We start from the raw sequence: 19,122 nt of genomic DNA, 5'->3' as shown, positions 1-19,122 counted from the left end.
TCCATGCCGACCAGCAGTGCATCGCCGGTGCCACCTGCTCGTGCACTGCGGCTCACAAGGTTCTGAGAAAGGCTTCGAGCGCCTGAATCTCGTCCGGCGTGAGCTTCAGTGGTTTGATCAGTGGTGAGGGCGGCGGGATGTCGGGCCGGTTGCGGGGCTGGGGCAGGCCCGCGTTGTAGAGGTCCAGCACGCCGCGCAGCTGCGGCAGCAGGCCGTTGTGCATGTAAGGCGCCGTACGCGCGACGCCGCGTAGGCTGGGCGTGCGCATGGCGCCGGCATCCTCGGCGCGGCGCGTGACGGCCTGGCGGCCCAGATCCTGCGCGGGCCGGCCCAGCAGGCTGATGCCGATCTGGTGGAACGCGTGCTGCGTGAACTGCGGGCCGCTGTGGCAGTTCATGCAGCGCGCCTTGGTGCGGAACAGGTGCAGGCCGCGCAGCTGCTGCGTGGTCAGCGCCTGCGTGCGGCCTTCAATGAACTCGTCGAAGCGCGTGCGCGGCGCCTGCAGCGTGCGTTGGTAGGTGGCCAATGCGCTAGATAGACGGGTCAGCGTCACCGCCAGCGTCCGTCCATGGCCGCCGAAGGCGCGGGCGAAGTGTTGCGGGTAGTCGGTCTCGGTGTTCAGCCGCTTCAGCAGCGCGGGCAGGTCCATTGCCATCTCGACGGGGTTGACGATGGGCAGCAGCGCCTGGGCCTCCAGGCTGTCGGCGCGGCCGTCCCACATCAGCTGCGGCACCAGGCCCACGCCCCACAGGCCGGGGGAGTGGCGCGCCCCGAGCTGGCCCTCATGGCCGGCGGCGAAGCGGCGACCGTCGCCGAACCCCAGGTGCGGCGCGTGGCAACTCGCGCAGCTGATGTCTTGCGCGCGGGACAGGCGCCGGTCATGGAAGAGTTGCTCGCCCAGCGCCACCAGTGCCGGTGGCTGGGCCGGCAGCTGGGGCCTGGGCCCGAGCTCCTCCCATTTCACGCCAGCATCCACATTCGGCGCGGGCCAATCGGTGCGCGGCGCCCGGTAGGCCTGCTCCACGCAGCGGGTGTCGGCCGCCGTGCCGGCGCCCTGGGCCAGCACCGTGGCGCAGTCGTCGGCGCGGGCCGCCGGGGCCAGCAGCATGCTGGCCAGCAGCAGTCCCAGCGCGGCCAGGTTTCGCGAGCACTCAGAAGCCATAGCCCACCTGCAGCGTGGCGGCGCGGCCGCTTTCGTAGCTGACGACGCCGGTGGCGCTGATCGCGATGACGTTGCGCCGGTTGCTCAGGTTGCTGACCGACAGCTGCACAAAGGGCCGGTGGCGGCCCAGGTGCGGCTCCCAGCGCAGCGAGACGTCCCAGGACAGCGTGGCCGGGAAGCGCGTCAGCTCATGCACCGCGAGCGCCACGCCGTCGCGCGTCTCGGTGCGGCCGGTGTCGACCACGCGCTGGTAGCCGCCCTGCCAGCGCAGCGTCTGCACCAGCGCGATGTCGGCCGCCGGGAACTCGCTCTGCAGCTGGGCATGCGCGGCCCAGGGCGCATTGAAGTTCTCGACGGGGCGGTCGCCGTAGCGGATCACCTGGCCGCGGTAGAGGATGGGTTCGTCGGCCTGGGCGTCGGTCAGCGTGTCGTCGTAGGTGTTGTGGTTGCTGCGCCGTTTGGATTGCCCCACCGAGACCTGCCAGCCATGCGTGCCGGCCAGGGCCTTGAAGGGCCGCCACGGCGAGATCTCCAGTGACAGCGTGTCGGCCGAGCCGCGGCCGTTGTTCTGATACGAGTAGGCCTGGTTGTTGGCGTAGTTGCCGCTGGTGTCACGCTCGCGCACGCGTGTGATCTGGTCGCGCGCCTCGCGGTGCACCCAACTGCCGGCCACAGTCAGCCCGCCCAGGAAGCGGTGGCGCACGCCCAGGCGCAACTCATCGTCGTAGGGCACGTCCAGGTCCTTGAGCCGGTTCGCCGGTAGCGACTGGCCGCTGCTCACCCAGGCCCAGTCGCTGGCGCGACGCTGCTCTTGCGTCTGCAGCGTGGCCTGCTTCTCGCGCACGACCATGCCGAACAGGCTGCGGCCGTAGTAGCGGTTGAGGCCGGCATCCAGCTCGGTGGCGCGGCGGGGTCCGAAGGCCCAGGTGGCCGACAGGCGCGGTGCCAGCACGGCGGTGCGGGCCAGCTCATCGCGGTCGGCGCGCAGGCCGGCGCGCACGTTCAGCGCGCCCCAGCGCATGGCGTCCTGCAGCCACAGCGCGTACTGGCCGGCCTGGACATCGAAGCTGCCAGCGCGGTACACGTCGCGGTAGCGCCAGAACTGCCCGCTGGTCGGGAAGCGTGCCGACGGTGCCAGCGAGCAGCCTTCCGTGTCCACCACGCCGAGCGGCGAGGTGCAGGTGCTGGTGGCCACGCGGTAGGCCGTGGTGCCGATGTAGGCCACCAGCGCCTCGGGCCGCGCGTAGAAGGCCTCGCGCTGCGACAAGTCCAGCCCGGCGCTGAGCCGGTGCTGGCCCCCCAGCGCCTCGATGGGCGCACTGCGGGCCAGCTTGAGCTTGTAGGCCGCGTCCCGCTGGCGTGAATCGATGTCGCCCCAGCTGCCCTCGGTGCTGATCGAGGAGGTGCCGCGCGTGCCGTCGCCCCAGTTCTTGTCGGTGGCCGACCAGGACCAGACGCGGAAGACGTCCGCGTCACTGCGGCGCGACTGCCTCACCTCGGTGAAGCTGAGGTCGTGGCGCAGTGTCCAGTCCCCCATCACATGCTGCGCGCCGGTGGTCACCGCACGGCCGCCGCCCTGCACCTCGAAGTTGGAGTTGCGGCCGTTGACGATGAAGTAGCGATCGGCCAGCGGCTGCTCGCGCACGCTCAGCCAAGCGCTGGTCTGCGCATCGGGCCGCCAGGTCAGCTTGACCATGCCGTCACGCTGCGTGCGGCGCTGCTCCTTCGCGGTGAGGGTCTCGTCAGTCGGCGTCATGCTGGCCGCATAGCCACGCAGCGGGATCTTGGACTTGGCATAGCTGCCTTGGGCCACGATGCCCAGCTCAGCCGTCGGCCGGCCTTCGAGTTGAACGGTCCAGAACTGCTTGTCCCAGCGCGCCTGGCGGTCTTCATTGGTGGACTGTTCGAGTGCAGCGGCTTCGGCCGGGTCCACGTACAGCGTCTGCCAAGCGCTGCGCGCCAGCTTCAGCGTCACGCGACCGGCGAGGGCCGCACGCGCCTCGCACAGCTCGGCCTTGACGACACCGCCCTGGAAGTTGCCATGCTCGGCGCTGATGCTGCTGTCCAGCAGCTGCAGCTCGCAGATCAGTTCCTTGTCGATGGGCATGCCCAGCGGCGAGCCCGGCACGTCGGCCACCGAGGTGGCCACGCGGGACACCGGGTCGATGTCGTTGTTCAGGCTCAGGCCGTCCAGCAGGAAGAGGTTCTGGTAGGGCTTGGCGCCGTGGATGGAGATCTCCGGCGGTGCCAGCTCACCCTGAGTCAACGCGCTGTCGCGGGCGTTGGAATAGCGCAGGCTGGGCGACTGGCGCAGCACGCTGAGCACATCGTTGTTGGGTGCCGGCAGCCGGCGGATGGCGACGGCGTCGGTGGTCGTCGTGCCGGGCTCATGGGCGGCGCGAACGCTGACGTGGGGCAGGGTGTCCAGTGGCACCTCGGTCGCGGCTACTTCCTGGTGCACTGGCGTGGTGGGCCGGGAGGGCGCTGGCGGAGCGGGCCGAACCGCAGGCGTGACGGTCTCGCGCAAGGCGTAGCTGCCGTCGGGCTGGCGTTGCGCCTGCAGCCCCGTGCCTTGCAGCAGCGAAGCCAGCGCGTTCGCTTCCGAATGGATGCCGCGCAGCCCCGGGCTCTGTCGCCCCTGCACCAGAGCCGACGGCGCAGCCAGCAGCACGCCGGACTCGGCGGCGAAACGCGCCAGCACGGCGCCAAGTGGGCCGGCCGGGATGTCATGGCGTTGGGCCGGGCCGGCCTGTGTCGCCGTGGGCGGCGCTGATTGCGCAGCGGTGTGGCCGGTGGCCAGTGCCGCAGCGCCGCAGAGCGCGAGGCGCAGCGCAAGCGCCAGTGGCGCCGGGCGCAGAGGAGGGCGGGGTAGGGAAAGCGGGTGAAGCATGACGGTGAGTGCCTGCGTCAGGCAGGGCGTGGCGTTGAAGGGCGGACCTTCGCGACTCATGCTGGCTGCCTGAGCTGGACGCGCGCGGCGCGCGTTTCACCGCTGGGTGGCTGGAGATATCGACGATGGAGAAACGGGGTCACCCGCCTGATCGGATGAGCCGTGCAAAAGCGGAACCGCGTCGGCGAAAAAAGTTCAGCGTCGCGCCTCGACCGCCGTCCACCACGGCAGCGGCTGGCGCAGGCGGATGGGCAGGACGCCGGCGAGCATGGCCAGCGCCCGGTCAGTGTTGGCCAGCGGAAAGCTGCCATGCACCCGCAGCCCGGCCACCTCGGGCGCCACCGCGAGATGGCCGGGCCGGTAGCGGGCAACCTCGGTCAGCACGTCGCCGAGGGACATGTCCTGGGCGAGCAGGATGCCGCGGGTCCAGGCGTGTCCATTCGGGTCCGCCGGTGTGACGCCGTCCAGGGTATGGGCGTCGAAATTGCGCTGCTGACCGGCCTGCACCACAGTGGCGGCGGCGCTGCCGGCCGTGCGCAACTCGACGGCACCGTCGTAGACGGCCAGCGTCGCACGATCGTCCGCGAGCATGCGCACATGGAAGCGTGTGCCCAATGCCCGCAGTCGGCCCTGGGGGGTGTCGACGATGAAGCGGCGGTGGGCGTCCGGGGCGGTGTCGACGAAGAGCTGGCCGGCCAGCAGTTGCATCCGACGGATCTGGGTGCCGAAATGCAGCTTCAGGGCAGCACCAGGCGCCAGCCAGATGCGAGAGCCGTCGGCCAGCACACGAGAAGCTAGCTCGCTGCCTGCGGCACGGTGGTCGGCCGTCCAGTGCGCTGCTAGCAGGGGCAACTCGGTGCACCGCCAGGCCATCCAGCCGGCAACGCTGCCGCCCGCCAGCCAGCTCACGCTGCGCAGCACGTGGCGTCGCGTCGCCCGGCGCTGGCGGGCCGTGGCGAGAGCACCGACAGTGGCCTGCGGATCGTGGCTGTCGCGCAGCGGCACGAAGCGCAGGCTGATGCGCTCGACGCGGGCCCAGGCCTCCCGGTGGGCTGCTCCGGCGGCCAGCCAGTCGTGCCAGCGGGCCTGATCAGCCGGCGTGGCCTCGCCGGAGCGCAGTAGCGCGAACCAATCTGCAGCCTGGGCCAGCGCCGCATGCGGCAAGGCAGCGTCGCGAGAGGTGCCAGCGTGGTCCGCCGTCATGCCATGTCCAGCTGCAGGCACAACAGCATGGCTTGCGCGACGTACTTGCGCACCATGCGGGACGACACGCCCAGTGCGTCGGCGACTTCCTGGTCCGTCATGCCGCAGGCCTGGGCCAGCACGAAAGCTTGCGCGGCGCGGGCGGACAGGTCTTGCAGCAGCCGATCGATGTCCTGCAGTGCCTGCAGCACGGCCGCGTGGTCTTCGGCGGACGCCGCCAGGCTTTGGGGCTGCGCCGCCAGCGTGTCCAGCCAAGCTTGCTCAATCTCGCGGCGGCGCCACAGGTCCACGCACAGGCCCTGGCCCATGGTTCGCAGGTAGACACGCGCCTGCGGCGCGCTGTCGAAGGACACAGGCCGGCGCAGCAAGCGCACAAAGGCATCTTGTGCGAGCTCCGCCGCGTCAGCTGCATTGCCCAGCCGTCGACGCAGCCAAGCCTGCAGCCAGGCGTGGTGATCGCCGTACAGCGTGGCGATGGATGGCGGTGCGAGAGGGGTTGAAGCGCTCACGTCGTGATGGCCGCCGGCGAGACGCGTCGATTGACGGGTAGCAGCTGTACGGCATGGCATTAAATGAGAATGATTCGCATTATTCTAGGGCTAACGGCGGGGAGCTCGGATGTTCTTGATCGCGCCGGACCTGACGCACCGGGATGCTGCCCATTGCGTGGCCTCCCTGATGGCCGCTCTTCACTCCTACGAGAGGCTGCATCGAGCCAGGCGGCTGCAAATCACGCTTGGCAAGCGCATCGGTCGGACTAGCAGGCAGCTGGGATGGCTACGGCTGCCCAGCACGTCCCGCCTCAACTGACGGCATTGCCGCCTCGCTGCACGCAACGCTCAATATGCCCATCCCCTGTTGCAGCGCCGTTGCCATACCGGTGCGTCCGAGCCTGGAAGGTGTTGCTCATCGTTCCGGATGCTGTCTGCGGCATGTCTGCCCATCACCCAACCGGGCACGCCGCAATGCAGCCGCGTCATGCAAGGAGACTGAGCCGTGTGAACCAATCCTCCATCACTGCGTCCAGTGCAGTGGCCAGCCCATCGCGATGGCGAGCGGCCTCCCGGCGCAGCGCGTGGACGTCGACCCGCTCACTGTTGAGCTCGCCAGCATGGCCGATCAGCCACTGCTCGATGCGGGCCGCGTCCACTTCCAGATGGAACTGCCACGCCATCGCGTGGTCGCCGACCATGAAGGCCTGGTGCGGGCAGCGGGGTGTCGCAGCGAGGCTTTCAACGCCGTCGGGCAGCGCGAATTGATCGCCATGCCAATGCAACACGGCCTGCGCGCCTATCTGCGCGAGCGGCGTCTGCCTGTCTTGCGGGGCAAGGGTCAATGGCGCGAAGCCAATCTCCTTGGCGCCCATTGGCGCCGAGCGGGCCCCCAACGCGCGGGCCAGCAGCTGAGCGCCCAGGCAGATGCCCAGCAAGGGTCGACCGCTCTGCAGTCGCTCGACAATGAGTCGGACCTCGTCGGCCAGGTAGGGATAGAGGGCGTCGTCCTCCGCGCCGATCGGGCCGCCCAGCACCACGAGCAGGTCGACCTGGCTCAAGTCAAGCCGCCACAGCTCATCGACGCCTACGTCAAGGTAGTGGACGACCCAGCCACGGCGCTTCAGCCAGGGCTCGATCAGGCCGAGATCCTCGAATGCCAAGTGCCTGAGCGCGACAGCCGTCTTCATGTTTCGTCCTCGTGATGTTGCTGGCGCGTCGGGAACTGACCGGCCGGCGCGTTGCTCCTGTCAGACGGCCTTGCGCAGCTTCACCGAAGGAAAGTCCAGTGGCACAGCGAACGCCACGTTCACGTAGTTGGTGAACAGGTTCAGCGCGACGTGAGCGAGGATCTCGACCACTTCCTCATCATTGAAGCCAGCGGCGCGCAGCGCCTGGACATCCGCATCATTGACCTGGCCGCGATCGTTGACCAGCTTGAGCGCGAAGCGCAGCGCGGCGGCGGTCTTGGGGTCAGCGGACTCGCCCGCCTGGGCCGAGGTCATCTCCTGCGCGGTGGCGCCGGCCTTGCGGCCCAGTGCAGTGTGCGCGGCGAGGCAGTATTCGCAGGCGTTGCGGTCGGCGACGGCGACCGCGATCTGCTCGCCCAGCTTGGCCGGGATGACGCCGCCACTGAGCGCGCCAAAGCTGCCCCACATGCTCTTCAGGGCGGCAGTGGAGTTGGCGACGGCCCGGAACATCGCGGGCGTTGCGCCGAATGCGCCATGGATTTGCTCAAGCACTTGCTTGCGCTCGCCGGCGGCTTCGGACGGGTTGATCAGTTGAACGCGGGGCATGGTGGATTCCTTAGGGATTGGGGGCGATGGATCGTTGGGAAGGCGGTCGTTGAAACATCCGCTGGTTGTCAGTGTCTGCCTCGATTCAGTACCATTGGTTTCTCATCGTCCTCATGGCGTACCAATTCGTCCAGACCATGGCCCCAGCGCCGATTGACCGCCTGTCCAACCTGCTAGAGCGCTTCAAGGTTCGCGCCCGCCTGTTCAACAACGGGCCGCTGTGCGGCATCAGCCAGTTCCCCGCTGTTCCGGGGCGGGGGTTCTTGCACGTCATGCGTCGTGGCGAGCTGGAGCTTCGGCACGGCAACAGCACAGGCCTGCCGCGCCGCCTCGTCATCACGGAGCCCACGCTGCTCTTCTATCCACGTCCGACGACGCATGAGTTCCGCAACCCGCCGGTCGATGGGTCTGATTTCGTCTGCGCGGAACTGGACTTCGATGGTGGCGACCGAAACCCGTTCGTGCGCGCGCTGCCGCCGCTCATCGTGCTGCCTCTCGCGCAGGTCGACGGGCTCGAGCAGGCGCTGGCCCTGCTGTTCGGCGAAACCGAGCGGCTGCGGTGCGGCCAGCGTCTGCTGGCGGACCGCCTGTTCGAGGTGGTGCTGATCCAGCTCATGCGCTGGTTGATTGACCACCCCTCAGCTGCCGGCGTACCCAAGGGCCTGCTCACCGGCCTGGAAGACGCGCGGCTGTCCCGGGCGCTCGTGGCCATGCACGAACGGCCTGGCGCGCCCTGGAGCCTGGCGTCGATGGCCGCCGAGGCCGGCATGTCGCGCAGTGCGTTCGCTGTCGCGTTCAAGACGGTAGTCGGCCAGCCGCCGGCCGACTACCTGGCGGACTGGCGCATCAGCCTGGCGCAGAGCCAATTGCGACAAGGCCGTCAGGTCAAGCAGATCGCGGATGAGCTGGGTTATGCCAGCGCGCCGGCGCTGTCCCGTCTTTTCACTCAGCGCCTCGGCTGCTCGCCGAGGCAATGGCTGGAGAGCGATACCGCTCAAGACGACGCCGCCTGCGCCAATGGTGCAAGCCAGAGCGCCGCGAGGATGCGAGCCTTGTAGAAGGCTGGCACAACCGACAATCTCCGCCGGGTGCACCGTCAAACTGCAGGTGCACGAGGCCGCCGTGGAGCCCGTGGCAGTGCGACAAAGGGCGGCGGGGACGGCGTCCAGGCCGCCCGTCAGGCTGCAAGGCTGCCGCGAGTTGTGGTGCATTTGGCTCGCCTGCAGAGCAGTTGCGCGGGATCACCACCCAGCGCTGCGCGCACTCCGTAACCCACCCCACATGAAGGTTGCCGTTTCGCACCCGCACCCTTTGTAGCGCGAGGTGACCACACCTCCTGGCGGACCGAAATTCCGGTCCGGCAAGTGGGGGCAGGCAGCTTGTCGACGTTGACATCCCCGCGATGAGAGACATGTGCGTCTAGCTACTTTTCCCACGGCAATGCCGACGAATTGATCGCCTGCACGGGTACTGTAGGCGGGCCCCGTCACCTCAGCGAGGCGGCCGAGATGTCCATCATGAACAGCGCGCGCGATCGGGCCGCAAGGCCCGGTCGGGCTCTAACTGACTGACTTCAAGGCTCACTTGTCAGGATGACCCGGCAGCGACAGGTTGCCGGAAGCCGCCTTGAACACATCGACCACGCAGAGCAGCGGCGCGTGAACGCTCGCGTTGACCCGGAGCCCCGCGGTGACGCCGTCGAACTTCGATTCTTTGACGACGCCGATGTCGTCGAATGGGACGCGCACCTCAAGCGTATCGCCCTTGAAGGTGGGGCTCCAGCCCGGGCTGTCGAGCAGGATGGGCAAGCCGGGCCAGGTCTTGGGCAGGCGCGGCTTCGCGCCGGCGGGAATGTCGACGACCTTCAGCGCGCCTTTGCCGCAGGCATCGTCCGGCGTCAGGACCACCCAGTGGGAATGCCAGAGATCGCCGTCGTTGCCCACGTCGCCGTCGCCGTTCTCGTCATACAGCGGCGTGTCGTCGAAGTCGGGGTGCGACGTCACCGCCAACGCGAGGATGCCGGCCTTCGGCTCGAAGCCGACCACTGAAGGGTCGATGGTGGTCGGCCAGACGTACGAGAACACTGAGCTGCCGGCCAGCTTGCCCGATGCGGTCGGGCGCGTCGCGCCGGCCTTGCCCGACACAGCGATGTGGAAGATCGCGATATTGCCTTTGGTCGAGATCTTCGTGTGCACGATGTCGAACGGCGCCGCCACTGCCTTCGCGGCCTCGGTCTTGATGCCGCCGGCGTGGTGGGCTGCGTCGTGCGCCAGCGCGGTGGACGTGGCGAGCGCCAACGCGGCGGCCAGGTAGAGGGTGGACCAGGCATTCTTCATCGTTCTGTGCTTTCTCAAGATTCGCGGCACGGGGCCGCATGCAATGGCCGCAGCGGAGTCTCAGAGAAGGCTCAGCGGCGTACCGATGGCGCGTTGGTTGGACGCGTGGATGTTGTTCCGCACTGGCTCGTGCCGGCGCTTGCGCTTCAGTGCGCTGAGCCAGTCGTCAGTCAGGGCGCTTGATGGATCCTTGCGGGTGCGGTGGGCCTTCAGGCTGGATCGGTACTCGATGGGCCGCCACTGTCGAAAGGCCGAGAGCACCGTCTACCGGCTCGCGGACCCATGCCCGCTCAGTCGCAGTTCTCCAGCTCCAGGATGGCCACGCCATCGGCGGAGATCACCTGCGCAATCTCTTCATTGGCCAATTCGGTATGGCAGAAGCGGCACTCCCGTGTCGTGAGCGGGCCTGCCTCGATGCCGCGCGCTCGCAGGTAGGCCTCGCCAAACGCCAGTACCTGCGCGTCGGTCTTGGTGCCGTCGGGAACGAGGATGTCGAAGTGCATCCGACGGCCGTCGCGGCGGGTCACGTAGGTATCGAAAACGGCGATCTTCATCTGGGCCTCTGGATCAGCTGTGTTGAGGAATGCAGCGAGTCTGAGGACCTCTCGCGTTCATGCAGCTTCTCGACGTCCGGCACGCGTACCTTTTCGTCCAGCAACGACGCTACGCATTCGGTGAGACCGGCATCTGGACGAATGGGCAGTTCTGCTGGACTCGCAGTGCCCCCGGCTGTCTGCGCCGTCTTCAAACTCTTCGCATCGAATGCCCCACGGCGAAAGGAGTTCCACCATGACGTCACCCCTCCCGGTCCTGCTGCCCCATGTGCCCGAGCTGCAGGTCGAGCGCTGGTTCAAAACGGACGCGCCGCTCAGCCTGGACTTGCTACGCGGCAAGGTGGTGGCGCTGCACGCCTTCCAGATGCTCTGTCCCGCGTGCGTGGCCCACGGCCTGCCCCAGGCGCAGCGCATGCATGCGTTGTTCGGCGGCCGGGGGCTGCAGGTCATTGGCCTGCACACGGTGTTCGAGCACCACGAGGTGATGGAGGAGGCCCAGGCGCTGCAGGCTTTCGTGCACGAGTACGGCATCAGCTTCCCCGTGGCCGCGGACAAGCCCCAGGGCCGCATCCCCACGACCATGCGCGCGCTGGAGCTGCAAGGCACGCCGAGCCTGTTGCTGGTCGACAAGCAAGGCCGCTTGCGCATGCACCAGTTCGGCCGGGTCGACGACATGGTGGCAGGCGCGGCCATCGGCGAGCTGCTTCAGGAGCCGGAGGACGACTGTTCTGCGGACGGGTGTCGCGTCAACCGATGATCGGGTCAGGCGGCTGCCGGACGGGGCGGTTACGCCCGTTGGCCGATGCGCGGGGGACTGCGAGCCGCAGACTCAGCGGGCGAGCCTGCAGCCTGCCGCCTGCAGGAGGCGCCGCATACCGGCTCGCTTCAGTCCACGCCTTCAGCCGTTGGCCGCAGACCTAGCCGCTTGGCCAGACGCAGCAGGTTGCTGCGGTCCATACCCGCCTCGCGCGCTACAGCGGCGAGGCTGCCGCCCTGTCGCTGCAGCGACGCCGCGATCCACTGCCGCTGGAAGGCCTCGGTCGCCTCGCGCAGCCCTTGGCCTTCAATCAGCGGAAGTGGTGCGGCGGCATGCGCAGGCGCAGTAGCCGCCACCGCAGGCCCTTGCAGGTCCAGTCCAAGGTGCCGCAGTTCAATCGCGATCCAGCGCCCGCCTCGGGGTTGCTCCGACCAGGCCCGCAGCGCGGCCCGGCTGATGAGGTGCTCCAGTTCGCGCACATTGCCCGGCCAGCGCTGGTTCAGCAGCGCTGCCGACGCCGCCGGCTCTAGGCGCAGGTTGCGTGCGCCCAGCCGGTGCTGGTTTTCTTCGAGGAAGCCTCCCGCCAGCGCCAGCACATCGCGACCCCGATCGCGCAGCGCTGGCACCAGCAGTGGATAGACCGACAGCCGGTGATAGAGGTCGGCACGGAAACGCCCGCGCGCCACCTCCTGGGCCAGGTCGCGGTTGGTGGCGGCCAGCACGCGCACGTCCACGCGTTGCAGCCGGTCGCTGCCGGGCCGCTGCAGCTCGCCGCTCTGCAGCACCCGCAGCAGCTTGGCCTGAACGGCCAGCGGCAGCTCACCCACCTCGTCGAGGAACAGCGTGCCGCCGTCGGCCAGCTCGAACTTGCCGATGCGGTCGGCCACCGCGCCGGTGAAGGCGCCGCGCTTGTGGCCGAACAGCTCGCTGTCCGCCAGCGTCTCGGGCAGCGCGGCACAGTTGATCTGCACCAGCGGCCGGGCCTGACGCGCCGAGGCGGCATGCAGGCGCTGCGCCACCAGCTCCTTGCCCACGCCGGTCTCGCCGAGGATGAGAACGGTCAGGTCCGAGCCCGCCACGGTGTCGATCTCGCGCCTCAACTGGCTCATCGCCGCGCTCTTGCCGAGCAGCTCGCGCCTGTGCCCCGACTGCCATTGCGCCTGCGCGACGGCCTGGGCCTGCGCGGCATGCGCGGCCATCGACTGGAGGGTCTGCTGGGCGGCAATGCCGGCTTCCAACATACGAACGATGGCCTGCAAACGCCCAGATTCGACGCCGTCGAACGCCCGCGGATTCAGCGCGTCCAGCGTCACCAGGCCCCACAGCTGGTCGCCGCAGCGCAGTGGCATGCCCATGCAGTCGTGCACCGCTTCCAGTGCCTGCTGGTTATCGAGCAGGCCGTCGTACGGGTCGGGCAAGCCGGCATCGGCCGCGAAGCGCAGGCCCTGCGGGCCGCTGGCTAGCAGTCGCGCCAGGCGCGGGTGCGCCGCCGCGGCGAATCGCCGCCCCAGCGCCTCGTCGGCCAGCCCATCGACCGCCACGGGCTGCAGCACCGCTTCGCCCGCGTGTTCGGGCAGCAGGCGCAGCAGCGCAACGGCGTCGCAGGCCACCAGGCTGCGCACGGCGGCGAGCAGCTCGCGGTAGTGGGCGTCCGTTGTCATATCGACCATACGATGTCATTTCGACCTGGGTTTGGATGCGGTCGATTTGACCTGATTCAAAGAAACTTGTTTTGTGACAAGGTCTTGCGTGAGTACGCCTCCAGGCATGGATCTTGGCTACGGATGGGTGTCACCACAAGCCAAGGAGCGCTTCGATGTTCTCGCCCAAGACCATTCCCCTGATCCAGGCCACCGTGCCGCTGCTGAAGGCACGCGGCGAGGAGATCACCCAGCATTTCTACCGGACCATGCTCAATGAGCATCCCGAGCTGAAGGCCTTCTTCAACGAAGCCCACCAGGCCCAGGGCACGCAGGCGCGCGCGTTGGCCAGCGCGGTGCTGGCCTATGCCAGCCACATCGACCGCCTGGAGGCGTTGGCGCCTGCGTTGCCGCGCATCATTCAGAAGCATGTGTCGCTGGGCGTGCAGCCCGCGCACTACCCCATCGTCGGCGATAGCCTGCTGCGAGCCATCCGCCACGTGCTGGGCGAAGTCGCCAGCGACGACATCATGGCAGCCTGGGCCGAGGCCTACGGCAGCCTCGCGCAGTTGCTGATCGATGCCGAAGAGGCGGTCTACGCGCAGACCGCCGCGCAGCCGGGCGGCTGGCGCGGCGAGCGCACGATGCGTGTGCTGCGCAAGGTGCGCGAGAGCGACATCATCACGTCTTTCTACCTCGTGCCCGCAGACGCCCGGCCGCTGGCACCCTTCATCGCGGGCCAGTACCTGACCCTCGTGCTCAACGTGGACGGCCAGCCGCTGCGGCGCAACTACTCGCTGTCGGACGCGCCGCATCAGCCGTGGTACCGGATCAGCGTCAAGCGCGAGCAGGGCGGGACAGTGTCCAACTGGCTGCACGACGAGGTGGAGGCCGGCGCTCTCCTGCAGGTCCAGCCGCCGGCGGGCGAATTCACGCTTGACGCCCAGGCGCAGCGGCCGCTGCTGCTGGTGACCGGCGGCGTCGGCATCACACCCGCAATGGCCATGCTGGAGGCCACAGCGGCCAGCGGCCGGCCGATCCGCTTCATCCACGCGGCCCGCCACGGCGGTGCGCATGCGTTCCGCGAGCGGGTTGACCAACTGGTGCAGGCGCATCGCAACGTCGAGGCGGTCTACATCTACGACGAACCTCGAGCCGAAGACCGTCCGCACGCAGTGGGCCGCGTCGACCGCGACCTGCTGGCTCGCCAGATGCCCGACGACCGGGATGTGGACCTCTACCTGCTGGGTCCCAAGCCCTTCATGCAGGCCGTCTACGCCCACGGCCTGGCTCTCGGCGTGCCGGCGGGCCAGCTGCGCTATGAGTTCTTCGGACCCGCCGAAGAGCTGCTGGCCGCCTGATCGGTGCTGGCGGCGTCGCCTTCCATGCGACGCTGCCAGCATTCGATCTGGCCGCTGTCCAGCCGGGCCCGGAAGAGCTTGTGCCAGGACGGTGGCAGCGGCAGGGCCAGCACGGCGCCCAGCGTGCGCGGATCCCGGTCACGGTCGGCAATGACGCGTAGCAGCCGGGCCAGCGGCCAGTCCGCGTGCTGGCGTGCGACGAGTCGGACGGTGTCGCCGGCCCTCACCTGGCCGGGCTCCAGCACACGTAAATACCAGCCGGTACGCCCGCTGTGCTGAACGCGCCGGGCCATGCCGGCCACGCCGAAGCGATCATTCAGCTTCCAGCAGGGCTGACGCCCCTGGCTGACCTCGAACAGCGCTTCGCCGATGGCCCAGCGGTCGGCGATGCAGACATCGTGCTCGTCCAGGCCAGCTTCAACGCTGAAGTTCTCGCCGAAGGCACCCGGCGCCTGCAGCAGCGCGCCCGCGACCGGTCCTGTCAGCTCACGCCGCCAGGGGGCGTAGTGCGACCAGGGGTAGCAGTGCACCGCCTTGTCGGGCTCACCGTGCACGCGCGGGTCGCCTTGCTCGTCGCCTGCCAGACCCAGTGGGCCGGCCGCCACCGGCCCATGAACCGGATGCTTGTGGATCGCACTGCGGCTGTCAGCGCGCGTGTAGGGCCGGGCCAGGCCGACCAGCACCGCGCGCAATCGGCCAATGACCGGTGCCCCTGTGCCCATATCAGCGCGAGTCAGCCGAAGTCGCTGAGTCGCGACTCGTCGACGGACAGCAGCCGGTCCAGGCGCACGCGCTCGCCGCTGCCGAGCAGCAGGTACTCCGCCCCGTCGCGGCTGTAGACGTCGGCGACGTGGTCATGGCGCTGCTGGACCACAGCGTCGTCACCCACGAACCGAATCTGGGACTGGCGACGCGTTGTGGCCAGCTCCTCCAGCAGGTCGTGGAAATCGCAGCTGATCGGCTGGTAGGTGGGTTGTTCCGTGGCTGCCATGGTGCCTCCTGGTTTGTGAGTCCGTCGCGGTGGCGCCCCACCGCGTCCGAGTAGGGCGCCCTGTCGAAGCCTTGGCAAGTCTGATTCGCAGGCGCTTCTGCGGCAACTCTCGCCGTCCAGCGGGCATATCCGTTCGTCCAGACACCGGACCGGTGGTTACCGCTGAGCTTGGTCGCGTCGTCACTTGCACGCCCTGGAACGCTGCCATCGCCATGGACGGCTCGCTCGGCTGATCACGAGTACTCAGATCAGCCTAAGAACTTATCCGTAAAGTATGTTTACGCTCGACGGCACTTTGCGGAACGCGATGATTGCCGCAGCGAGATGGTTCAGCGCGAGGAAGCTGCGCTCGAGTTTCTCGTAGCGCACGAGCAGTTTGCGGAAGCGGTTGAACCAGCTGTGGCACACCTCGACCACCCAGCGCCTGGCCTTCTTCGTCGGGTCGAGACGCTTGGCGTCCGCTTCCTTGCGTCGGTCGACGACGTGAGGGATGTACCGTGGTCACCAACTTCGTCGCGTCTTGATGCTGACCTGCCAGCGGTCAGCCAAGTGTTTTTGGGTCATCGCGAGGTAATGCTCGTAGAACTGCTTGGCGCGGTCGTGGAGGGCGTGGACGAGCAGCGCCCGGACACCGTCGTTCTGCGAAACGCTCACCGCGCGACCGACGGCGTCCTGCAGCAATGAGACTCCAAGTTTCATGCCCTGGGCTCGATGGTCGACGGCCAGCCGAGCCAGAACCATCACCGGCACCGGATCAGGCATAGTGCGGCGGACTGCGCTTGTGGCGGCCCGATGTGAAACCGCGCCCGCCGCCATCGCGTAGTAGCCATCAACGTTCGGTTCCAGGCTGCCAAGTGTCACGCACGCGGCTTCTCACGCCTGTCGACCATCAAGACCGTAGTCTTCCTCAGTGCCGGCAGGCTCGACTTCCAGGCGATCAACCAGCACGTCAGGCAACCCACCGGAAACTCAACAGAGCCTCCTTGTTTGACGCCGGCCAACGGTAGGTCGACAGGCCGGCCGGCTCAGAAGGTCGCGCCCGTTGCACCGTCCAGCACCGTACGCACCCGCAGCGCCAGTTCCTTGAATCTGAAGGGCTTGCGGAGCACATCAAACTCTTCCGTGATGCCTGGCTCAATGCGGCCGCCAAGATCCCCGGCATACCCCGTGGTGAGGAGCACGCGGATGTTAGGGACGAGTTCCTGCATGGCACGAGCGAGCACGTAGCCATTCATGCCGCCGGGCATGATCACATCGGAAAAGAGCAGTGCCGGCCTCTCAGCAGCGGGCATCCGCTTGACTGTTTCAAGCGCTTTTTTGCCATCACTGGCGAGCGTGACGGTATAGCCAAGGGACTCCAGCATCTCCGTGGCCAACTGGGCAACTTCTTCACGGTCATCAACCACGAGGATTCGCTCAGTCCCACCCCGATACATAGGCGCCAGATCGACGGGCTCTCGTGACGCCGCCTCCGGCACCGCAGGAAAGTACATTTTGACGGTCGTCCCGACTTTCTCTTCGGAGTACAGCGTGAGGGTTCCACCTGACTGCTTCGCGAATCCGAAGGCCATGGACAGTCCTAGACCTGTGCCTTTGCCCTCTTCCTTGGTAGTGAAGAACGGATCCACCACCCGCGCAAGCAGATGTGCGGGGATGCCAGTGCCCGTGTCGGAGACGGAGATCGTGACGTACTTGCCGGGCTGCAGCAGTTGGGTCAGTTCGCCATCGTTCTCGACGATGTGCGAGTTGCTGGTGGCGATGCTGACATGTCCGCCGCCGGGCATCGCATCACGTGCATTCACCACCACATTCAAAAGCGCTACCTCGAGCTGCGTGGGATCTAGCGTGCAGTTCCACAGGTCAGGCGCCAACTCTCGCTTGATCTCAATGTCAGTCCCTATTGCTCTGTCCACCATCGGGACGAACGCTTCAACCAAGTGATTGATGTTGATCACTCGCCCCACCAAGCGCTGCTTGCGGCTGAAGGAGAGAAGCTGAGAAGTCAAGGTCGCGGCCTTGCCGACCGCGTCTCGGAGCTTCTGCGCTGCGACCACTGCAGCGGCGGAGTCCAACTTGTTCATGCGGGCTTTGAGTGCCATCAGGTCGATCTGCCCGCTCATCACCTGCAGTAGGTTGTTGAAGTCGTGCGCGATCCCGCCTGTGAGTTGGCCAAGCGCTTCCATCTTCTGAGCCTGATGCAGTGCGGTCTCTGCATCCCGGCGACGGCTCACGTCAAGTTGGGAAGCGAAGAAGTAGACCAGTTCACCTGCCTTGTTAAAAACGGGCGAGACGTACAGCGCGTTCCAAAAGCTGCTTCCGTCCTTTCGGTAGTTCAAGATTTCAACGGTGATGTCGTGTCGGGCATCAATTGCCTCACGCACTGCAGCAACCGTGGCCCGGTCTGTACCTGGGCCTTGCAGAAAGCGGCAGTTCGTCCCCAGGATCTCAGACTCTTCATACCCTGTCATCTGCAGGAATGCGCGGTTGCTGAAGATGATCGGGTTGTCTGGCTGATGAGGGTCAGTAACCAGCATTGGCATGCGCGTCGTCTGCATGGCCGCGAAGAACATGTCGTCGCGCTCATGTTCCATGCCTTTCGCTCCGTGGATGCCTTCTGATATCCGCGGCGGCGCGCCTTTCAACTCTGGTTTTTCGTTCTTCATCGGTAGCAAAAATCAGATCATTCTCAGAGCTGGGCCATTGGAAGTACTCAACTTTTCACTGGCCTTCTGCTGCTGGAGGCCCAGATTCATTCGCTTGCTACGGTCGCGTTGATCGAATGCTTCGCGGCGAGCTTCTTCGGTACGCCGTTCACCGTGCTGTCTTGGATGATTGAGCTTCATATTCTGCTTGGTGGTGAGGCAGAGCGCATGGTCAACGAGGCTCGACTGTCGAAGCGGATATGGAGTCCGAATCGGCCGCAGCGCTATCTGTGACGTGTTGGCTGGAGTTTTGACGAGAAGCATGGCTGAGTCCGTCGATACTGAGTGCCAGTGCTGACGTCACAACCAACGGTGCAAGTCCCCACAATGGCCAGCGAGGCAGGCGCAACAAAATCAGGCCATACGTTTTCATCTGTGACTCCATGGGCTGTTTGATGTGAGATGCTTCCAAGTGTTCTGCTTGCCCAAGGGTGCGGGTGACGGAATCGATGTGCTAATGACGTAGGACATGAGGTGCTGGTTGTCGGCTCTTGCTCGACGTCGCTTGTGCAGTACGACATACTTCAGCGCAGCCGTCGCGCCAACTGTTGGGCGTAGGAGAAGGACGGTCGCACCGATGCCACCAGCTGATCCGCATGATCAGCGTTCTTGAATAAGTGCATCCCGTTCACGCAGCAGTCGTTCCCGCTGCTGCGCAACGTGGCGAGCCGACAGGCAAATGCATTCACGCGCCACATCCGGCTCGATGCCCAGTCTGACGGCGCCGGATAGCAATCTGGGAAGGCCGGTTCCGCTGAGGCCGTCAGCGCTCGTGGTCATGGCCAGGATGGGGCCATCAGGGTAGGCCACCATCTCGTCCGGTGTGATGCCGAAGGCGATCGACCAGCCCCTTATCGGCCTGCCGTCAGCGACCCGGTCCAATGCCCGACATCCTCGCCCAGGCCCGCATCGCTGAGCTGCTGCGTCATCTGAACCAACTCACTGGACGAGAACACACCAGAGTGCATCCTTACGGCAAGCACCCGCTGATTCAGATGAGCCGTGAAGGCGACGTCGACATCATTGCGCGATTGACTGAGCTTGGCGCAATCGCTATGTCGCCGAATTTTTCAGCCCCACTGGGCGCTGGGAGCCATTGCCGATTGATGGCGATCTGAAGCAAGCGGCGGGCGCAGTCGCCATGCTCTTGGCGTCTTATCTCGAACCGTAATACACGGACTTACTTACGGGATGTTGTGCGAATCCGACCAGCTGACGCATAGCTACGTCACTCTCAGC

The 19,122-nt window shown here is 66.9% G+C and carries 19 protein-coding genes and 2 pseudogenes; 5 read left to right on the top strand and 16 right to left on the bottom strand.

Going from position 1 to position 19,122, the window contains the following annotated elements; all coding sequences use genetic code 11:
* Positions 1–52: 52 nt before the first annotated feature.
* The 6 genes from ACG02S_RS24150 to ACG02S_RS24125 form a co-directional block, all read right to left on the bottom strand.
* Complete coding sequence (locus tag ACG02S_RS24150; protein ID WP_394473054.1) at positions 53–1,162, bottom strand: cytochrome-c peroxidase; 1,110 nt, start codon at positions 1,160–1,162, stop codon at positions 53–55.
* Positions 1,152–4,112: a TonB-dependent receptor gene (locus tag ACG02S_RS24145; RefSeq protein WP_394473053.1), complete on the bottom strand. Its 2,961-nt coding sequence runs from the start codon at positions 4,110–4,112 to the stop codon at positions 1,152–1,154. The genes ACG02S_RS24150 and ACG02S_RS24145 overlap by 11 nt, the downstream gene beginning before the upstream one ends.
* Positions 4,113–4,247: 135 nt before the next feature.
* The gene (locus ACG02S_RS24140) at positions 4,248–5,255 is read right to left on the bottom strand and encodes a FecR domain-containing protein (protein WP_394473052.1); all 1,008 of its coding nucleotides are present in this window, start codon (positions 5,253–5,255) and stop codon (positions 4,248–4,250) included.
* Positions 5,252–5,764: a sigma-70 family RNA polymerase sigma factor gene (locus ACG02S_RS24135; protein ID WP_394473051.1), complete on the bottom strand. Its 513-nt coding sequence runs from the start codon at positions 5,762–5,764 to the stop codon at positions 5,252–5,254. The genes ACG02S_RS24140 and ACG02S_RS24135 overlap by 4 nt, the downstream gene beginning before the upstream one ends.
* Before the next feature lie 467 nt (positions 5,765–6,231).
* A complete protein-coding gene (locus ACG02S_RS24130) occupies positions 6,232–6,936 on the bottom strand; it encodes a glutamine amidotransferase (RefSeq protein ID WP_394473050.1) in 705 nt (234 codons plus the stop codon).
* 60 nt (positions 6,937–6,996) lie between these two features.
* Positions 6,997–7,542, bottom strand: coding sequence for a carboxymuconolactone decarboxylase family protein (locus ACG02S_RS24125; protein ID WP_394473049.1), 546 nt, complete (start codon positions 7,540–7,542; stop codon positions 6,997–6,999).
* 137 nt (positions 7,543–7,679) lie between these two features.
* On the opposite strand from ACG02S_RS24125, the gene ACG02S_RS24120 reads away from it, so the two are divergent.
* On the top strand, positions 7,680–8,600 hold the full coding sequence (locus ACG02S_RS24120; protein WP_394473071.1) for an AraC family transcriptional regulator: 921 nt from the start codon (positions 7,680–7,682) through the stop codon (positions 8,598–8,600).
* Between the two features lie 522 nt (positions 8,601–9,122).
* Here the strand turns inward: ACG02S_RS24120 and ACG02S_RS24115 are convergent.
* Together ACG02S_RS24115 and ACG02S_RS24110 are read right to left on the bottom strand one after the other, a co-directional pair.
* The gene (locus ACG02S_RS24115) at positions 9,123–9,878 is read right to left on the bottom strand and encodes a hypothetical protein (protein WP_394473048.1); all 756 of its coding nucleotides are present in this window, start codon (positions 9,876–9,878) and stop codon (positions 9,123–9,125) included.
* A gap of 290 nt (positions 9,879–10,168) precedes the next feature.
* The gene (locus ACG02S_RS24110) at positions 10,169–10,432 is read right to left on the bottom strand and encodes a DUF2024 family protein (RefSeq protein WP_394473047.1); all 264 of its coding nucleotides are present in this window, start codon (positions 10,430–10,432) and stop codon (positions 10,169–10,171) included.
* A gap of 235 nt (positions 10,433–10,667) precedes the next feature.
* On the opposite strand from ACG02S_RS24110, the gene ACG02S_RS24105 reads away from it, so the two are divergent.
* Positions 10,668–11,189 (top strand): redoxin domain-containing protein, encoded by a 522-nt coding sequence (locus ACG02S_RS24105; protein WP_394473046.1) that lies wholly within the window; start codon positions 10,668–10,670, stop codon positions 11,187–11,189.
* Positions 11,190–11,317: 128 nt separating this feature from the next.
* Here the strand turns inward: ACG02S_RS24105 and norR are convergent, their stop codons facing one another.
* Complete coding sequence (gene norR / locus ACG02S_RS24100; protein ID WP_419964805.1) at positions 11,318–12,859, bottom strand: nitric oxide reductase transcriptional regulator NorR; 1,542 nt, start codon at positions 12,857–12,859, stop codon at positions 11,318–11,320.
* A 146-nt stretch (positions 12,860–13,005) separates the two neighbouring features.
* On the opposite strand from norR, the gene hmpA reads away from it, so the two are divergent.
* Positions 13,006–14,190 carry an NO-inducible flavohemoprotein gene (hmpA, locus tag ACG02S_RS24095; RefSeq protein ID WP_394473044.1) on the top strand — a complete coding sequence of 395 codons (1,185 nt, stop codon included), beginning with the start codon at positions 13,006–13,008 and terminating at the stop codon, positions 14,188–14,190.
* Here hmpA and ACG02S_RS24090 read toward each other — a convergent pair.
* The 4 genes and pseudogenes from ACG02S_RS24090 to ACG02S_RS24075 all read right to left on the bottom strand — a co-directional run bounded on the left by ACG02S_RS24090 (position 14,148) and on the right by ACG02S_RS24075 (position 16,042).
* A complete protein-coding gene (locus ACG02S_RS24090) occupies positions 14,148–14,912 on the bottom strand; it encodes an MOSC domain-containing protein (protein ID WP_394473043.1) in 765 nt (254 codons plus the stop codon). The genes hmpA and ACG02S_RS24090 overlap by 43 nt on opposite strands.
* An 11-nt stretch (positions 14,913–14,923) precedes the next feature.
* Positions 14,924–15,181, bottom strand: coding sequence for a hypothetical protein (locus ACG02S_RS24085; RefSeq protein WP_394473042.1), 258 nt, complete (start codon positions 15,179–15,181; stop codon positions 14,924–14,926).
* A gap of 261 nt (positions 15,182–15,442) precedes the next feature.
* Positions 15,443–15,673 (bottom strand): annotated as a pseudogene (locus tag ACG02S_RS24080) (transposase); the annotation flags it as partial.
* 9 nt (positions 15,674–15,682) lie between these two features.
* The gene (locus tag ACG02S_RS24075; RefSeq protein ID WP_394473041.1) at positions 15,683–16,042 is read right to left on the bottom strand and encodes a hypothetical protein; all 360 of its coding nucleotides are present in this window, start codon (positions 16,040–16,042) and stop codon (positions 15,683–15,685) included.
* Here ACG02S_RS24075 and ACG02S_RS24070 point away from each other — a divergent pair.
* Positions 16,007–16,144: pseudogene (locus tag ACG02S_RS24070) on the top strand (ISL3 family transposase); the annotation flags it as partial. The gene ACG02S_RS24075 and the pseudogene ACG02S_RS24070 overlap by 36 nt on opposite strands.
* 62 nt (positions 16,145–16,206) lie before the next feature.
* On the opposite strand, the gene ACG02S_RS24065 reads toward ACG02S_RS24070, so the two are convergent.
* The 3 genes from ACG02S_RS24065 to ACG02S_RS24055 all read right to left on the bottom strand — a co-directional run bounded on the left by ACG02S_RS24065 (position 16,207) and on the right by ACG02S_RS24055 (position 18,765).
* A complete protein-coding gene (locus ACG02S_RS24065) occupies positions 16,207–17,844 on the bottom strand; it encodes a histidine kinase famiy protein (protein ID WP_394473040.1) in 1,638 nt (545 codons plus the stop codon).
* A 12-nt stretch (positions 17,845–17,856) separates the two neighbouring features.
* The gene (locus ACG02S_RS24060) at positions 17,857–18,147 is read right to left on the bottom strand and encodes a hypothetical protein (protein WP_394473039.1); all 291 of its coding nucleotides are present in this window, start codon (positions 18,145–18,147) and stop codon (positions 17,857–17,859) included.
* Between the two features lie 336 nt (positions 18,148–18,483).
* Positions 18,484–18,765, bottom strand: coding sequence for a hypothetical protein (locus ACG02S_RS24055; RefSeq protein WP_394473038.1), 282 nt, complete (start codon positions 18,763–18,765; stop codon positions 18,484–18,486).
* On the opposite strand from ACG02S_RS24055, the gene ACG02S_RS24050 reads away from it, so the two are divergent.
* On the top strand, positions 18,765–19,001 hold the full coding sequence (locus ACG02S_RS24050; protein ID WP_394473037.1) for a hypothetical protein: 237 nt from the start codon (positions 18,765–18,767) through the stop codon (positions 18,999–19,001). The genes ACG02S_RS24055 and ACG02S_RS24050 overlap by 1 nt on opposite strands.
* Positions 19,002–19,122: the final 121 nt, after the last annotated feature.

The sequence above is a fragment of the Pelomonas dachongensis genome, assembly GCF_043555865.1.
Taxonomy (GTDB): Bacteria; Pseudomonadota; Gammaproteobacteria; order Burkholderiales; family Burkholderiaceae_C; genus Pelomonas; species Pelomonas dachongensis.
Note: the sequence above shows the minus strand (reverse complement) of the source record. Positions and strands in the feature narration are given on the sequence as shown.

What these genes read in the sequence shown, in the direction of transcription:
- ACG02S_RS24110 (WP_394473047.1), bottom strand. Translation starts at nt 10,432, where the DNA reads ATGAAGATCGCCGTTTTCGATACCTACGTGACCCGCCGCGACGGCCGT.
- ACG02S_RS24115 (WP_394473048.1), bottom strand. Translation starts at nt 9,878, where the DNA reads ATGAAGAATGCCTGGTCCACCCTCTACCTGGCCGCCGCGTTGGCGCTC.
- ACG02S_RS24065 (WP_394473040.1), bottom strand. Translation starts at nt 17,844, where the DNA reads ATGAAGAACGAAAAACCAGAGTTGAAAGGCGCGCCGCCGCGGATATCA.
- ACG02S_RS24085 (WP_394473042.1), bottom strand. Translation starts at nt 15,181, where the DNA reads ATGGCAGCCACGGAACAACCCACCTACCAGCCGATCAGCTGCGATTTC.
- ACG02S_RS24130 (WP_394473050.1), bottom strand. Translation starts at nt 6,936, where the DNA reads ATGAAGACGGCTGTCGCGCTCAGGCACTTGGCATTCGAGGATCTCGGC.
- ACG02S_RS24145 (WP_394473053.1), bottom strand. Translation starts at nt 4,112, where the DNA reads ATGAGTCGCGAAGGTCCGCCCTTCAACGCCACGCCCTGCCTGACGCAG.
- ACG02S_RS24060 (WP_394473039.1), bottom strand. Translation starts at nt 18,147, where the DNA reads ATGCTTCTCGTCAAAACTCCAGCCAACACGTCACAGATAGCGCTGCGG.
- ACG02S_RS24050 (WP_394473037.1), top strand. Translation starts at nt 18,765, where the DNA reads ATGCCCGACATCCTCGCCCAGGCCCGCATCGCTGAGCTGCTGCGTCAT.
- ACG02S_RS24140 (WP_394473052.1), bottom strand. Translation starts at nt 5,255, where the DNA reads ATGACGGCGGACCACGCTGGCACCTCTCGCGACGCTGCCTTGCCGCAT.
- ACG02S_RS24125 (WP_394473049.1), bottom strand. Translation starts at nt 7,542, where the DNA reads ATGCCCCGCGTTCAACTGATCAACCCGTCCGAAGCCGCCGGCGAGCGC.
- ACG02S_RS24150 (WP_394473054.1), bottom strand. Translation starts at nt 1,162, where the DNA reads ATGGCTTCTGAGTGCTCGCGAAACCTGGCCGCGCTGGGACTGCTGCTG.
- ACG02S_RS24120 (WP_394473071.1), top strand. Translation starts at nt 7,680, where the DNA reads ATGGCCCCAGCGCCGATTGACCGCCTGTCCAACCTGCTAGAGCGCTTC.
- hmpA (WP_394473044.1), top strand. Translation starts at nt 13,006, where the DNA reads ATGTTCTCGCCCAAGACCATTCCCCTGATCCAGGCCACCGTGCCGCTG.
- ACG02S_RS24090 (WP_394473043.1), bottom strand. Translation starts at nt 14,912, where the DNA reads ATGGGCACAGGGGCACCGGTCATTGGCCGATTGCGCGCGGTGCTGGTC.
- ACG02S_RS24105 (WP_394473046.1), top strand. Translation starts at nt 10,668, where the DNA reads ATGACGTCACCCCTCCCGGTCCTGCTGCCCCATGTGCCCGAGCTGCAG.
- norR (WP_419964805.1), bottom strand. Translation starts at nt 12,859, where the DNA reads ATGGTCGATATGACAACGGACGCCCACTACCGCGAGCTGCTCGCCGCC.